We start from the raw sequence: 14,118 nt of genomic DNA, 5'->3' as shown, positions 1-14,118 counted from the left end.
AAACGCGACAGTTAACCTGTTGATCTCTTTAAGTTGACGGGGAGATAGAAAGGGGGAGATGAAAAAAGAGGAGCCGGGCGGCTCCTCTTTCGGGGTAGGACAGATCTAAAAGGATCAGGCGGTAAAGCTCATGTCCTCAGCGTCCAGCTGCATCAGATTCTTGCTGGGGCTGAGCATGGTGGTGGCGTGGGTCTGCGCGCGGGGCAGCAGGCGCTCGTAATAGAATTCCGCGGTGGCCAGTTTGGCCTTGTAGAACTCCTCGGATTCGTCACCGCCGTTATCCAGCTTGTCGATTGCGACTGCGGCCTGACGTGCCCAGATGTAGGCCATCGACACATAACCGCTGTACATCAGGAAATCGTGGGCGGCGGCACTGACCACATCCCGGTCCTTGCGTGCTGCCAGCATGATGCGCACGGTCAGCAGATTCCATTGGGCGGTCAGTTTCAGCAGTTCCACCGCGAATGGCCGCAAACGCTTGTCAGTCAGGTGCTTGCGGGCGAAGTTGGCGATGATCAGGGTGAACTCGCGAACCGCGCCGCCCTGGGTCATCAGCAGCACCTTGCGGCCCAGCAGATCCAGGGCCTGGATGCCGGTGGTGCCCTCGTACAGGGTGGCAATGCGGGTATCGCGGGCAATCTGCTCCATGCCGTGCTCGCGAATGTAGCCATGGCCGCCGAAGACCTGCATGCCGATATTCGCCGCCTCGTTACCCAGTTCGGTCAGGAAGCCCTTGAGGATCGGCGTCAGGAAACCGAGCTTGTCGTCGTATTTGTCGGCTTTTTGCTCGTCACCCTCCGCATGGCCTTCCACCATGTGATCGGCCACTCGGGCTGCGTAGTACAGCATTCCGCGGCCGCCTTCAGCGATAGCCTTCTGGGTCAGCAGCATGCGACGCACATCGGCGTGGTGAATCAGCGCATCGGCAACATGTTCAGGATCTTTCTTGCCGGACAGCGCACGCATGGAGCGGCGCTCCTTGGCATAGTCCAGTGCCCACTGATAGGACAATTCCGCGGGGCCAACGCCCTGGATGGCGGTACCGATACGGGCGGAGTTCATGAAGGTGAACATGCAGTTCAGACCCTCATTCTCGGCACCAATCAGGAAAGCGGTGGCCTCATCAAAGTTCATCACACAGGTTGCGGACGCCTTGATGCCCATTTTCTTTTCCAGGCTGCCGCAGTTCACACCGTTGCGCTCGCCGATACCGCCGTTGCCGTCCGGCAGGAACTTGGGAACGATAAACAGGCTGATGCCTTTGGTGCCCTTGGGTGCATCCGGCAGCCGTGCCAGCACGATATGAACAATATTCTCGGTCAGGTCATGGTCACCGGAGGAAATGAAAATCTTGGTACCGGTGAGTTTGTAACTGCCGTCCGCCTGGGGTTCCGCCTTGGTTTTGACCTGGCCCAGATCGGTACCGCATTGCGGCTCGGTCAGGCACATGGTGCCGCCCCAACGGCCTTCTGTCAGTGGTACCAGATAGGTCTGCTTCTGGTCTTCGGAACCATGCAGGTAAATCGTGTTCATGGCACCCAGGGACAGGCCCGGGTACATCGAGAACGACCAGTTGGCGGTACCCATCATTTCCTGTTTCAGCAGACCCATGGAGGCGGGCAGGCCCTGACCGCCATACTCTTCCGGCGCGGACAGTCCCTGCCAGCCACCCATGGCGTACTGCTCGTAGGCTTCCTTGAATCCCTTTGGCGTGGTGACCACACCGTCTTCCAGCTTGCAGCCCTCTTCATCCCCGGGCTGATACAGCGGGCTGAGGACTTCCTCGCAGAACTTGCCGCATTCGCTGAGAATGGCCTCAACAATGTCCGGTGTGGCGTTTTCACCACTTTTCAGTGACGCGTAATGACCCGGGTAGTCAAACACATCATTGAGCAGAAATTTCATGTCGCGCAGGGGCGCCTTGTAAACCGGCATAACAATACCTCAGTCCTGTCAGGGAATCGGGTGGAAGGCAACAGGCCTTCCGATAGGTCATGTTTTACGGCATTCAAACAGGTGTTCCATTGACGAAAACCGCCTGTCCGACTGTCAGGAAGGACAATTGGCTGAAATGACGGTACTGAAGTCGGGCGTAATGAGGCGTTGATCGAAAAACCGGCGATGAGCGTATTTCCCGGAAGATAACTTGCCAACAAATTCTGTTTCGGGAGTGTAAAAGTCATGCAAATACCCAGACCTTCGGCTGAACAGGCTGGTCCGCGATTGCCCTTGTGGTTATTGTTGTCGGTACTGGTTCTGGCCGGTTGCGCCGGGCCCTCGCTGGATGATTACAGCGATCGCGAGCCCCAATTGGTTCCCGAACAGTTTTTTGATGGCGAACTTTCGGCACGGGGCGTGGTCAAGGATTGGTCTGGCACCGTCATTCGTACCTTCGACGCGGACATCAACGCCAGCTGGGACGCCCGGGGAGTCGGCACCCTGGACGAGGTGTTCCGCTTCGATGACGGCGAAGTACAGACTCGAACCTGGATACTGACGGCTTCCGACGATGGTTACCTTGCCGAGGCCGGTGATGTGGTAGAGCCAGGCACCATGCGGTGGCAGGGCAATGCCATCCATATGAATTACGTATTACGGGTGCCATACGGTGATGGCACCATCGACGTCCGCATGGACGACTGGATGTATCTGGTGACACCGAACGCCCTCATTAACCAGACCACCATGAGTAAATGGGGGGTGGATGTGGGTGAAGTGGTGTTGGTGATCACCAAAAACCAACAAGAGTGATAGAGACACGTATGCTGAAGCAATGGCTGATTGCGCTGGTTCTGGTGGTTGTGGCAGTTGCCGGAACGTTTACCTACCGTTATCTGGATCAGGGGCAGTCTGCTGGTGATCAGCGTGAGCGACCGGCAAGCGTGGTTAACGTAACCAATCCACGCCTGGAAACGGTCCGGGACCGGGTGAACGCCGTTGGCAGCCTGAAAGCACCGAATGCCATTGAACTGACCACCGAGGTCAGTGGTCGTGCCGTGGAACTGAATCTGCGCAGTGGTCAGCGCGTGGAGAAGGGCGATCTGCTGCTTCGGCTGGATGATCGCCAGGCGCGGGCAGAAGTTCGGGTTTCCGAAGCCCAGGTAGCTGATGCCCGGCGTCAGTTTGAGCGCGCCCGGAGCCTGCGTTCAAACAACAGCATTTCCCAGTCCCAGGTGGATGAATTGCGTACCTCACTGGATGTGGCCCAGGCCCAGCTGGAGGCGGCGCGAACCCGTCTGGACAATCACCGTATCACCGCGCCGTTTACCGGGGTGGTGGGTCTGAATGATATCAGTATGGGAGCCTACCTGGCTTCCGGCACCGCTGTTGCGACCCTGGATTCCACGGATCGCATGGAACTGGGCTTTGCCATCCCGGAACGTTTCCTGGGACAGATCAGTTTGGGCCAGCAAGTGCAGGGGCAGTCCCCGACCTACCCGGGGGAAATCTTTGGCGGTGAACTTGCGGAGCTGGGTACTCGCATCAGTGAACTTAGCCGTACCCTGCCGGTGCGGGCTCTGATCGACAATCCGGAAGGCAAACTCCGTCCCGGTCAATTTATGTCAGCCAGCCTGACCCTGCGTGAGCGTGAGGCCCTGGTGATTCCGGAACAGGCGGTACTGATGCGTGGCGCCGACAAATATGTGTTTGTTGCCGAAGATGGCAAGGCGAGGCGCGTGCCCGTCACCCTGGGCGCTCGTGAGCCGGGGTGGGTGGAAGTGTCGGATGGACTGACCGAGGATGATCCGGTGATTATTACCGGCCAAGATCGCCTCAGCAGTGGCGACCGTATCGAAGTGGTGGAAGACGACAAGGCGATTCCGGACAACCGCTTTGCCACATCGCTGGAGTCGTAATCCATGATCCTGTCCGATGTCTCGATCAAGCGCCCGGTCTTTGCCACCGTTCTGAGCCTGTTGATCCTTGTGTTCGGTCTGGCCGCCCTGCTGGGCCTGCCCGTGCGGGAGTACCCGGATATCGATCCGCCGGTGGTGTCGATATCCACCGACTATACCGGCGCCGCCGCCGAAGTGGTGGACACCCAGATCACCCAGGTGATCGAGGGGGCGATCAGTGGTATCGAGGGTATCCGTTCCATTGAGTCCAGCACCGAGCAGGGTGAATCCCGTACCAGCATCGAATTCAATACCTCCCGCAATGTCGATATTGCCGCCAACGATGTCCGTGATGCGGTGTCCCGGATCAGCAACGAACTCCCCGATGAAGCCGATCCTCCGGTAGTAAGCAAGGCCGATTCCGATGCGCGCCCGATGATGTGGATTACGCTCCGCAGCGACGTCTGGGACAGCGCGGAACTGAGTGATTTTGCCGACCGGGTGCTGGCAGACCGGCTCTCGGTACTGGACGGCGTGGCCGATGTGCGCATTGGCGGTGAGCGCCGCTATGCCATTCGTATCTGGCTGGACCGGGAACGGTTGGCGGCCCGCGACATTACCGTGGCTGAAGTCGAACGGGCGTTGCGCTCCAATAACGTCGAACTGCCGGCAGGCTCGGTGGAGTCTTCCACCCGGGACTTTACGGTAAGGGCTGAGGGTCGGTTATCCACAGTGGAGGAGTTCCGTGAACTGGTGATTCGCCGCGACGGCAACGACCTGCTGCGCCTTGGTGAGGTGGCCAACGTCCAGATGGGGGTGGAATCCGATACCGGTCGCCTGCGGGCCAATGGTCAGACGGCCATCGGTATGGGGGTGATCCGGCAGTCCAAGTCGAACACGGTGGCGGTGTCGGACCGGGTTCAGGAGGAGTTGAAGAATATCCGGCGCACCCTGCCACCGGAAGTCACCATTGCTGAAAGCTACGACGAATCCATCTTCATCCGTGCTTCCATCAAGGAAGTGATGATCACCCTGGGCATCGCCGTGTCACTGGTGATCCTGGTGATTTTCGTGTTCCTGCGCTCCTGGCGGGCAACACTGATCCCTGCCGTGACCATCCCGGTGGCGGTGATCGGTGCATTCATCGGTCTGGGAGCCCTGGGTTTTTCCATCAACGTGCTGACCCTGCTGGCGGTGATTCTTGCCATCGGTCTGGTGGTGGACGATGCCATCGTCATGCTCGAGAACATCCAGCGTCGTATTGATGACGGCGAGCCGCCGTTACTGGCCTCCTACCGTGGTGCCAAGCAGGTGGCGTTTGCGGTTATAGCCACCACCCTCACGCTGGTTGCGGTGTTTGTGCCTATTTCGTTTATGGGCGGCAATATTGGCCGGTTGTTCGCGGAATTCGGCTTTACCCTGGCGGCGGCCGTGGTGGTGTCCAGCCTGGTGGCACTGACCCTGACACCGATGCTCTGTTCCAAGTGGCTGAAACACAGTCCGGAAACCGAAGAGGGTCACCGGCTCTGGAGTGCCACCGAGAAGGTGTTGACCGGCCTGACCCGCGGTTATGAGCGCATGTTGCGATTCTCGCTGCGCCAACCGGGACTGCTGCTCGGTCTCGGGCTGGTGGGCATGGTGCTGATAGCGGTGGTGTTTCCCAAGCTGCCCCAGGAACTGGCGCCTGTCGAAGACCGGGGTGTGATTATCATGCCGGTCAGCGCGCCGCGAGGATCGACGGTGGAATACACCGATCATCATGTGAAAAAGGCTGAGGAACAGTTACTCCCATACCTGGAGGAGGGAGTTGCCGACCGTCTGCTCTCCATCGTCGGGTTCCGTAATGAGGCGGACAATGCCTTCATGATCATGGGCCTTACTCCATGGGAACAACGTGATATCAAACAGCAACAGGTCACCAGTGAGCTCCGTGGCAAGCTTGCCAGTATTCCCGGTATCCGTGCCGTGGCGATTAATCCGCCGGGGCTGGGGCAGCGGGGGTTCAACCAGCCGGTGGAAATCGTGGTCGGCGGTCCCGATTATGAGTCGGTACAGGCCTGGAGTGAGGAACTCAAAGAGCGGGCAAAAGACAACCCGAACCTGCTGAATCTGGACACGGATTTCGAACTGACCCGACCGGAGTTGCGCGTCAATATTGACCGTGAACGGGCTGCGGATCTGGACATTACGGTTGAAGATGTGGGGCTGACCCTGCAAACCATGCTGGCTTCCCGTCAGGTCACCACCTACATCGATCGTGGCCGGGAATACGATGTCATTGTGCAGGCCGCGGACGCCGACCGGGCGACGCCTGAGGACCTCGGGCAGGTGTATCTGCGTCCCCGGGCGGGAGGCGATCTGATTCCCATGGAAGCTTTGGTGTCAGTGCGTGAAATTGGTGCCAACCCGGACCTGCGACGGATCGATCGTCTGCCGGCAGTGGTGATCAGTGGTTCCCTGGCTGAGGGTTACGATCTGGGATCTGCCCTGGAATACCTGAATAACCTGGCTGTGGATAACCTGCCACCGGAGGCCCGCATCAGCTACAAGGGGCTCAGCCGCGAGTTCCAGGATTCCTCCGCTGCCATTTACCTGACCTTCGGACTGGCCTTCGTCATCGTGTTCCTGGTGCTGGCGGCGCAGTTTGAAAGCTGGATACACCCGCTGATCATCATGCTGTCGGTACCCCTGGCGGTGACCGGTGCGCTGTTCGCCCTGTTCTGGGCCGGCATCAGCCTGAACATATACAGCCAGATTGGCATCGTCATGCTGCTGGGGCTGATGGCCAAGAACGGCATCCTGATTGTGGAGTTTGCCAACCAGCTCCGGGACAAGGGCTACGACGTGCGGGACGCGATACTGGCCGGTGCCAGCCTTCGGTTCCGGCCGGTGCTGATGACGACAATTTCCACGGTGTTTGGCGCCATACCGCTGGTGCTTGCCACGGGTGCCGGTGCTGAAAGCCGCGCCTCCATCGGTGTGGTTATCCTCGGTGGGCTGGTGTTCGCCACCACCCTGACCCTGTTCATTATCCCCGTGCTGTACAACCTGCTGGCACGCTTTGCCAAATCCACCAATGCCGTCGCGGTGGAGCTGGAAAAGCAGGCCGGTCAGTCCGGTGGCGGGCAGGGGCTGGCTACGGCACCGCAGAAACGGGCGGATGATTTTTGACCGGAACGGCCTGTGTATCGGCGGTATCTTGTGGATAAAAGTTTGAATAAGCTACGGATAAGCTTTGGATGAATAAAAAATAGTACTTCGAAAACAATGTCTTATAGTGTTATTTGGGTTGTATGATTAGTGTTCTTTCATGTGGATAACTTTCTTGAAAACTTTTCTGAGAAGACCATTCCAAGCCACTGAAAGTATAACGATTTCTATTTTACTCATGTCCTGACAGGCATGCCCCATGGCCTCTTCGGCATGGTTGTGGTGGGTGCCGGTTTCCCTTGTGAGCCGATCTGGTTAAAATTTGCACATTCTGACTGCATTTTCCGGGGCAAGGCGTTATACTCCCCGCCCTGTTTTTATCCCCCGATTTCCGAGGTGAACTGTGGATTTTCCGAGCCGTTTCGATGTTATTGTCATTGGTGGTGGCCATGCCGGTACCGAGGCCGCGCTGGCGGCTGCACGCATGGGTTCGCAAACCCTGCTGCTGACCCACAACATTGAGACCCTGGGGCAGATGTCCTGCAATCCGGCCATTGGCGGCATTGGCAAGAGTCATCTGGTCAAGGAAATCGACGCCCTGGGCGGTGCCATGGCTGAGGCCACGGACCAGGCGGGTATCCAGTTCCGCGTGCTCAACAGCCGCAAAGGGCCTGCGGTGCGGGCAACCCGTGCCCAGGCGGATCGCGTGCTGTACAAGGCGGCCATCCGCCATACCCTGGAAAACCAGCCCAATCTGACACTGTTCCAGCAGGCGGCGGACGATCTGATTGTAGAAAACGATCAGGTCACCGGCGTGGTCACCCAGACCGGTATCCGCTTCAATGCCCGGACCGTGGTGCTGACCACCGGTACCTTCCTGGGTGGCGTTATCCACATTGGCATGCAGCAGCATTCCGGCGGTCGCGCTGGCGATGCACCGGCCAATGCCCTGGCCAAACGCCTGCGGGAACTGCCGTTCAACGTTGGTCGCCTGAAGACCGGTACGCCGCCACGGATCGACGCCCGTTCTGTGGATTTCTCGGTGATGCAGGAACAGTGGGGCGATGATCCCACGCCGGTCATGTCGTTCATCGGCAGCCGCAATCAGCATCCCGAGCAGATGTGCTGTTACGTCACCCGCACCACCGAGCAGACCCACGACATTATCCGCAGCGGCTTCGACCGTTCGCCGATGTTCGCCGGCAATATCGAGGGTATTGGCCCCCGCTACTGCCCGTCCATCGAAGACAAGGTCAACCGTTTTGCCGACAAGGATTCCCACCAGATCTTTGTGGAGCCAGAAGGGCTGACCACCAACGAGCTGTATCCCAATGGCATTTCCACCAGCCTGCCGTTTGATATCCAGCTGGCGGCGGTGCGCTCCATTCCGGGGTTCGAGAACGCCCACATTACCCGGCCCGGTTACGCCATCGAGTATGACTTCCTGAATCCCCAGGATCTGCGCCATACCCTGGAAACCAAGTTTATCCAGGGGCTGTATTTTGCCGGCCAGATCAATGGCACCACCGGTTATGAAGAGGCCGGTGCCCAGGGCCTGCTGGCAGGCATCAACGCCGCGCTGAAAGCCCAGGAAAAAGATGAATGGTATCCGCGCCGCGACGAGGCTTACCTGGGCGTGCTGGTGGATGACCTCATCACCATGGGCACATCCGAGCCCTACCGCATGTTCACCAGCCGTGCTGAATACCGGCTGATCCTGCGGGAAGACAACGCCGACCTGCGTCTGACCGAAACCGGTCGCAAGCTGGGCCTGGTGAACGACGATCGCTGGCAGAAGTTCAACGACAAGCGCGAAGCCATTGCCACCGAGCGCAGCCGTCTGGAATCCACCCGCATTCATCCGAATACCGACGCCGGCGAACGGGCCAATGGGTTCCTCAAACAGCCGATGACCCGCGACCAGTCCCTGGCGGAACTGCTGCGTCGCCCCGAGATTGCCTACAAGCACGTGGCTGACATAGGCGCGGCGCAGGCGGATGATCCGGTGGTGGCTGATCAGGTGGAAATCGAGATCAAGTACGAGGGGTACATTTCCCGTCAGACCGACGAGATTGAGCGCCTGCGCCGCAACGAAAACACCGCACTGCCAGTGGATCTGGATTACGACGCCATTGGCGGCCTGTCCAATGAGATCAAGCAGAAGCTCAAGACCGTACGGCCGGAAACCGTGGCCCAGGCTTCACGCATTCAGGGTGTGACTCCGGCAGCGGTATCCCAGTTGCTGGTGCACCTGAAAAAGCGCGACCTGTTGCGCAAGCAGACGGCCTGATCCGCGCTTATGAGTGACGCACTCTGGCAGAGCCAGCTCGAGAACGGGCTGGCGGACATGGGGATTGTACTCGACGCACACCAGCAACAGCAGTTGCTGGCCTTTCTGGCGTTGTTGAACAAGTGGAACCGCGCCTACAATCTCACGGCGGTGCGTGATCCGCGGGAAATGGTGTCACGCCAACTGCTCGACAGCCTGAGCATCCTGCCGTTTGTCACCACGGAGCACCTGCTGGATGTGGGCGCCGGCGGCGGCCTGCCCGGGATTCCTCTGGCCATTGCCCTGCCGGACAGACGGTTTACCCTGCTTGACAGCAACAGCAAGAAAACCCGGTTCCTGACCCAGTGCGTGCTGGAGCTGGGCCTGGATAATGTTGACGTTATTCACGGGCGGGCGGAAAGCTGCGGCCCGGATCTCCGTTTCAGCCAGATCAGCAGCCGAGCGTTTACCGCTCTGGAGAACCTGGTGACCTGGTGCGGGGATGTGTTGGCAAATAACGGTGAGTTCCTTGCCATGAAAGGTCAGTATCCGGATGATGAAGTAGCTGCGCTTCCGGCCGGATGGCAGGTAAAATCCCGTCATCCATTGACCGTACCCGCCTCAGATGGCGAACGGCACCTGCTGGTGATCAGCCGGGCGGGGCAACCCCAGTAATCCAGTATCAAGGAGGCAAGACATGGCGCGCGTGATTGCAGTGACCAATCAGAAGGGCGGTGTGGGTAAAACCACCACCTGCGTGAACCTTGCCGCCTCTCTGGCTGCGACCAAGCGCCGGGTATTGCTGGTGGATATGGATCCCCAGGGCAATGCCACCATGGGCAGTGGTGTGGATAAAAATGCCCTGGAACTGTCGGGCTATGACATGCTGACCAAGCGGGCCAGCGCCGCCGAGGTGACGTTCCTGGCCGAAGCCTCCGGTTTTGACCTGTTGCCCGCCAATGGCGACTTGACCGCCGCGGAAGTGGAGCTGATGAACGAAATTGGCCGCGAGCACCGCCTTCGCCTGGCGCTCAATACAGTTCGTGACAACTACGATTACATCCTGATCGACTGTCCGCCTTCCCTGAGTCTGCTTACCGTGAACGCCCTGTCCGCCGCGGATACCGTGTTGATTCCCATGCAGTGTGAGTACTACGCCCTGGAGGGGCTGGCCGCACTGATGAACACTGTTGAGCAGATTCAGGAGACGGTGAACCCCAACCTGCAGATCGAAGGTATCCTGCGTACCATGTACGATCCCCGCAACAGCCTGACGCTGGACGTATCCGGTCAGCTCAGCGAATACTTCGGTGACAAGGTCTACCGGGCGGTGATTCCCCGCAATGTGCGCCTGGCGGAAGCGCCCAGTTATGGTGTGCCGGCTCTGAAATACGATCGCGCCTCCAAGGGGGCCGTGGCCTATCTGGCGCTGGCCGGCGAAATGGTCCGTCGCCACAAAGCGCAAAAGACATCCACCGCGGTTGCCGTGTAAACTACGGCTGCTCTTTAATTCTGGGCAACACTGACTTTCATCGGGAAGAATGACAAACACCATGGCGGCGAAGAAACGAGGACTGGGTGAACGCGGACTGGGCGCCCTGCTACAGGGCTCCAAGGTCAATCTGGGTCAGGAACTCCATGACCACGACGGTGAACTCCGTGAAGTGCCGATCGACCTGATCCAGCGTGGTCGTTACCAGCCCCGTAGAGATATGGACCCGGTGACTCTGCAGGAGCTGGCGGACTCCATTCGTCAGCAGGGTGTCATGCAGCCGGTCGTTGTTCGCCCCATTGCCGAGGGTCGCTACGAACTGATTGCCGGTGAACGTCGCTGGCGGGCCACCCAGATGGCCGAGCTGGACAGTATTCCAGCCATTATCCGCGATGTGCCGGACGAAGCCGCCATTGCCATGGCGCTGATCGAGAACATCCAGCGCGAAAACCTCAATCCCATTGAAGAAGCCTTTGCCCTGCAGCGTCTCCAGGATGAGTTCGGCCTGACCCAGGCCCAGGTGGCAGAAGCCGTGGGTAAAAGCCGTACCACCATCACCAACCTGTTGCGCCTGATCGGCCTGACCGAAGACGTCCGCCTGATGCTGGAACACGGCGACCTGGAAATGGGCCACGGCCGCGCCATGCTGACGTTGCAGCCGGAACAGCAGATGCAGGTGGCCAAGCAGGTGGTGGCGAAATCCCTGTCGGTTCGTCAGACTGAAGCCCTGGTTCGCCGCGTTCAGCAGGAAACGCCAGATCGCCAAAAGCCGCGAGGCGAAGTGGATCCCAACATCCGTGCGCTGCAGGACGACCTTGCCGAGCGACTGGGTGCCCGGGTATCCATCGATCACGGCCAGCGTGGCAAGGGCAAGCTGGTCATTCAGTACAGTTCCCTGGATGAGCTGGATGGGATTTTGGGCCATATCAAGTAAAACGTCTTATTTTTCTACACCTCTGGTTCACCTACGAAAGACCATTTCATCAGTTGCACACAACATGTAGTGGTGCGCAACTGAGTAGTCGCCTATTTGTGTCTGAAAAGCCGTAAGGTCAGGAATTCTGCTGTTTCTCGCCGGTTCGACAGGGGCTGGTATTGTTGATTCGTGCACATTGAACACATATAATCTGCGGCGCTCGTATCGGTGTATTTGCTTATTTTTTAAACGGCACCGAACCAAGGCACCGTATTCACGGGAAAAACATGACGAAGGCAGCTCCTGGCGGTATCAGCCGTCCGCCCATCGCACGATGGTTTGTAATAGAAAGTGTGGTACTTGTCTTCGTGAGCCTGGCGTTCCTTTTTCGTGGTCAGGTTTCCGGTTATTCAGCGCTTCTGGGCGGACTTATTTTTTTACTGCCCCACGGTTACTTTGCGCTCAAGGCATTCCGCTACTCCGGCGCGCGGTCTGCCAGGAAGATCATGAGTTCTTTTTATCAGGGTGAGGCCGGCAAGCTCATCCTGTGCGCCATCCTCTTCACGATGGTGTTCAAATGGATTCAGCCGCTTGATATTGCGGCACTTTTTTTAACATTTGCGATCATGCTGGTCACCAACTGGTTGACACCGCTTCTGGCGGGCAGCAATACGCAGCGAAATTAACTGGACCTGGGAACCCGTTATGGCAGGAAGTGCATCCGAATATATTCAGCATCACCTCCAGAACCTTACCTACGGTAAGCTGCCGGCAGGCTATGAGCGTGCCGACGGAACCGTAATCGAAGAAAGCACCTGGACCATGGCGCACACCGCCGCCGAAGCCTCCGATATGGGCTTTTGGGCAGTGCACGTGGACTCACTGGGCTGGGCCGTAGGTTTGGGTCTGATTTTCCTGATCCTGTTCCGTATGGCGGCCAAGCGTGCTACGTCCGGCCAGCCTGGCGGGCTGCAGAACTTCGTTGAAGTCATGATCGAATTTGTCGATACCAGCGTGAAGGAAACCTTCCACGGCAGAAACAAGGTTATCGCTCCCCTTGCCCTGACTATCTTCTGCTGGGTATTCCTGATGAACCTGATGGACCTGGTGCCGGTAGATTTCCTGCCGCAGCTGTTCCACCTGATGGGTCTGGAATACATGAAGGTCGTTCCGACCACAGACGTCAACGTCACGCTGGGCATGTCCCTGTCGGTCTTTGCGCTGATCATCTACTACAGCGTGAAAGTGAAAGGCGTGGGTGGCTTCCTGGGTGAGCTGACCCTGCATCCGTTTTCATCCGACAACCTGTTCCTGAAGGTCCTGCTGATCCCGGTGAACCTGTTGCTGGAAGGCGTGAGTCTGTTGGCCAAGCCGATTTCACTGGCACTGCGTCTGTTCGGTAACCTCTACGCCGGCGAGCTGATCTTTATCCTGATTGCACTGCTGCCGCTGTGGGCACAGTGGACACTGTCTGTACCCTGGGCGATCTTCCACATTCTGATCATTACCCTGCAGGCATTCATCTTTATGATGCTGACCATCGTGTACCTGAGCATGGCTCACGAGGACAATCACTGACCGGGCAGCACTAAGCCGTAGTTTTTAACCCTTAACCATTAAACTGAAAACCTAAACTGAAAACTGGGAGTTATCATGGAAACTGTAGTTGGAATGACCGCGATTGCCGTTGCACTGCTGATCGGCCTGGGTGCCCTGGGTACTGCGATTGGCTTTGGTATCCTCGGTGGCAAGTTCCTGGAAGGCGCTGCGCGTCAGCCGGAAATGACCCCGATGCTGCAGGTTAAAATGTTCATCGTTGCAGGTCTGCTGGACGCCGTAACCATGATCGGTGTTGGTATCGCTCTGTTCTTCACTTTCGCCAACCCGTTTGTCGGCCAGATCGCCGGTTAATCGAGTCGCCAGAGCCGGGGGTTCACCCCGGTCAGATGATTCTTAACAAAACAGGCGAGAGGTGAAGACGTGAACATTAATTTGACGATGATTGGTCAAGCCATCGCGTTCTTTATCTTTGTCGTCTTCTGCATGAAGTACGTTTGGCCGCCGATTATGGCTGCCCTGCAGGAGCGTCAAAAGAAGATCGCTGACGGACTGGCTGCCTCAGACCGCGCAACGCGCGATCTGGAACTGGCTCAGGAAAAGTCAGCTCAGGAACTGCGTGAAGCCAAGCAGCAAGCCGCTGGCCTTATTGAACAGGCCAACAAGCGCGCTGCCCAAATTGTGGAAGCATCCAAGGATGACGCCCGCAAGGAAGGCCAGAAGCTGATTGAGCAGGCCAAGGCCGAAATTGAACAGGAGCGTAATCAGGCTCGTGATGCTCTGCGCGCGGAAGTTGCCGCCATTGCAATCGCTGGTGCTGAGAAGATCCTGGAAACCTCTGTCGATGCCTCCAAGCACAACGATATGTTGGAAAAAATGGCGGCAGAACTTTAAACGA

At 58.1% G+C, this 14,118-nt stretch carries 12 protein-coding genes; 11 read left to right on the top strand and 1 reads right to left on the bottom strand.

All coding sequences use genetic code 11. From position 1 onward, the window contains the following. Positions 1-114: 114 nt before the first annotated feature. Positions 115-1,935 carry an acyl-CoA dehydrogenase C-terminal domain-containing protein gene (locus MARLIPOL_RS10660; protein ID WP_012138098.1) on the bottom strand — a complete coding sequence of 607 codons (1,821 nt, stop codon included), beginning with the start codon at positions 1,933-1,935 and terminating at the stop codon, positions 115-117. 246 nt (positions 1,936-2,181) lie between these two features. Between MARLIPOL_RS10660 and MARLIPOL_RS10655 the strand changes: the two genes are divergently transcribed. The 11 genes from MARLIPOL_RS10655 (at position 2,182) to MARLIPOL_RS10605 (ending at position 14,114) form a co-directional block, all read left to right on the top strand. Further along, complete coding sequence (locus tag MARLIPOL_RS10655; RefSeq protein ID WP_012138097.1) at positions 2,182-2,751, top strand: DUF3833 domain-containing protein; 570 nt, start codon at positions 2,182-2,184, stop codon at positions 2,749-2,751. A gap of 11 nt (positions 2,752-2,762) precedes the next feature. Further along, positions 2,763-3,857, top strand: a complete 1,095-nt coding sequence (locus MARLIPOL_RS10650) for an efflux RND transporter periplasmic adaptor subunit (RefSeq protein ID WP_012138096.1) — start codon at positions 2,763-2,765, stop codon at positions 3,855-3,857. A 3-nt stretch (positions 3,858-3,860) separates the two neighbouring features. After that, on the top strand, positions 3,861-7,007 hold the full coding sequence (locus MARLIPOL_RS10645) for an efflux RND transporter permease subunit (protein WP_012138095.1): 3,147 nt from the start codon (positions 3,861-3,863) through the stop codon (positions 7,005-7,007). Between the two features lie 382 nt (positions 7,008-7,389). Beyond that, the gene (gene mnmG, locus MARLIPOL_RS10640; RefSeq protein WP_012138094.1) at positions 7,390-9,276 is read left to right on the top strand and encodes a tRNA uridine-5-carboxymethylaminomethyl(34) synthesis enzyme MnmG; all 1,887 of its coding nucleotides are present in this window, start codon (positions 7,390-7,392) and stop codon (positions 9,274-9,276) included. Between the two features lie 9 nt (positions 9,277-9,285). Beyond that, on the top strand, positions 9,286-9,930 hold the full coding sequence (gene rsmG, locus MARLIPOL_RS10635; protein ID WP_012138093.1) for a 16S rRNA (guanine(527)-N(7))-methyltransferase RsmG: 645 nt from the start codon (positions 9,286-9,288) through the stop codon (positions 9,928-9,930). A 22-nt stretch (positions 9,931-9,952) separates the two neighbouring features. Then, positions 9,953-10,747, top strand: coding sequence for a ParA family protein (locus MARLIPOL_RS10630; protein WP_012138092.1), 795 nt, complete (start codon positions 9,953-9,955; stop codon positions 10,745-10,747). A gap of 61 nt (positions 10,748-10,808) precedes the next feature. Continuing rightward, complete coding sequence (locus MARLIPOL_RS10625) at positions 10,809-11,681, top strand: ParB/RepB/Spo0J family partition protein (RefSeq protein WP_012138091.1); 873 nt, start codon at positions 10,809-10,811, stop codon at positions 11,679-11,681. Positions 11,682-11,950: 269 nt separating this feature from the next. Continuing rightward, positions 11,951-12,349 (top strand): F0F1 ATP synthase subunit I, encoded by a 399-nt coding sequence (locus MARLIPOL_RS10620; RefSeq protein ID WP_012138090.1) that lies wholly within the window; start codon positions 11,951-11,953, stop codon positions 12,347-12,349. A gap of 19 nt (positions 12,350-12,368) precedes the next feature. Then, complete coding sequence (gene atpB / locus MARLIPOL_RS10615; RefSeq protein ID WP_012138089.1) at positions 12,369-13,241, top strand: F0F1 ATP synthase subunit A; 873 nt, start codon at positions 12,369-12,371, stop codon at positions 13,239-13,241. A gap of 75 nt (positions 13,242-13,316) precedes the next feature. Next, positions 13,317-13,574, top strand: coding sequence for a F0F1 ATP synthase subunit C (atpE, locus tag MARLIPOL_RS10610; RefSeq protein ID WP_012138088.1), 258 nt, complete (start codon positions 13,317-13,319; stop codon positions 13,572-13,574). Positions 13,575-13,643: 69 nt separating this feature from the next. Further along, positions 13,644-14,114, top strand: a complete 471-nt coding sequence (locus MARLIPOL_RS10605; protein ID WP_012138087.1) for a F0F1 ATP synthase subunit B — start codon at positions 13,644-13,646, stop codon at positions 14,112-14,114. Positions 14,115-14,118 lie beyond the last annotated feature (4 nt).

This window comes from Marinobacter lipolyticus SM19 (assembly GCF_000397065.2).
GTDB classification, from domain to species: Bacteria; Pseudomonadota; Gammaproteobacteria; order Pseudomonadales; family Oleiphilaceae; genus Marinobacter; species Marinobacter lipolyticus.
Note: the sequence above shows the minus strand (reverse complement) of the source record. Positions and strands in the feature narration are given on the sequence as shown.

What these genes read in the sequence shown, in the direction of transcription:
- MARLIPOL_RS10645 (WP_012138095.1), top strand. Translation starts at nt 3,861, where the DNA reads ATGATCCTGTCCGATGTCTCGATCAAGCGCCCGGTCTTTGCCACCGTT.
- atpE (WP_012138088.1), top strand. Translation starts at nt 13,317, where the DNA reads ATGGAAACTGTAGTTGGAATGACCGCGATTGCCGTTGCACTGCTGATC.
- MARLIPOL_RS10650 (WP_012138096.1), top strand. Translation starts at nt 2,763, where the DNA reads ATGCTGAAGCAATGGCTGATTGCGCTGGTTCTGGTGGTTGTGGCAGTT.
- MARLIPOL_RS10625 (WP_012138091.1), top strand. Translation starts at nt 10,809, where the DNA reads ATGGCGGCGAAGAAACGAGGACTGGGTGAACGCGGACTGGGCGCCCTG.
- atpB (WP_012138089.1), top strand. Translation starts at nt 12,369, where the DNA reads ATGGCAGGAAGTGCATCCGAATATATTCAGCATCACCTCCAGAACCTT.
- MARLIPOL_RS10660 (WP_012138098.1), bottom strand. Translation starts at nt 1,935, where the DNA reads ATGCCGGTTTACAAGGCGCCCCTGCGCGACATGAAATTTCTGCTCAAT.
- MARLIPOL_RS10620 (WP_012138090.1), top strand. Translation starts at nt 11,951, where the DNA reads ATGACGAAGGCAGCTCCTGGCGGTATCAGCCGTCCGCCCATCGCACGA.
- MARLIPOL_RS10655 (WP_012138097.1), top strand. Translation starts at nt 2,182, where the DNA reads ATGCAAATACCCAGACCTTCGGCTGAACAGGCTGGTCCGCGATTGCCC.
- MARLIPOL_RS10630 (WP_012138092.1), top strand. Translation starts at nt 9,953, where the DNA reads ATGGCGCGCGTGATTGCAGTGACCAATCAGAAGGGCGGTGTGGGTAAA.
- rsmG (WP_012138093.1), top strand. Translation starts at nt 9,286, where the DNA reads ATGAGTGACGCACTCTGGCAGAGCCAGCTCGAGAACGGGCTGGCGGAC.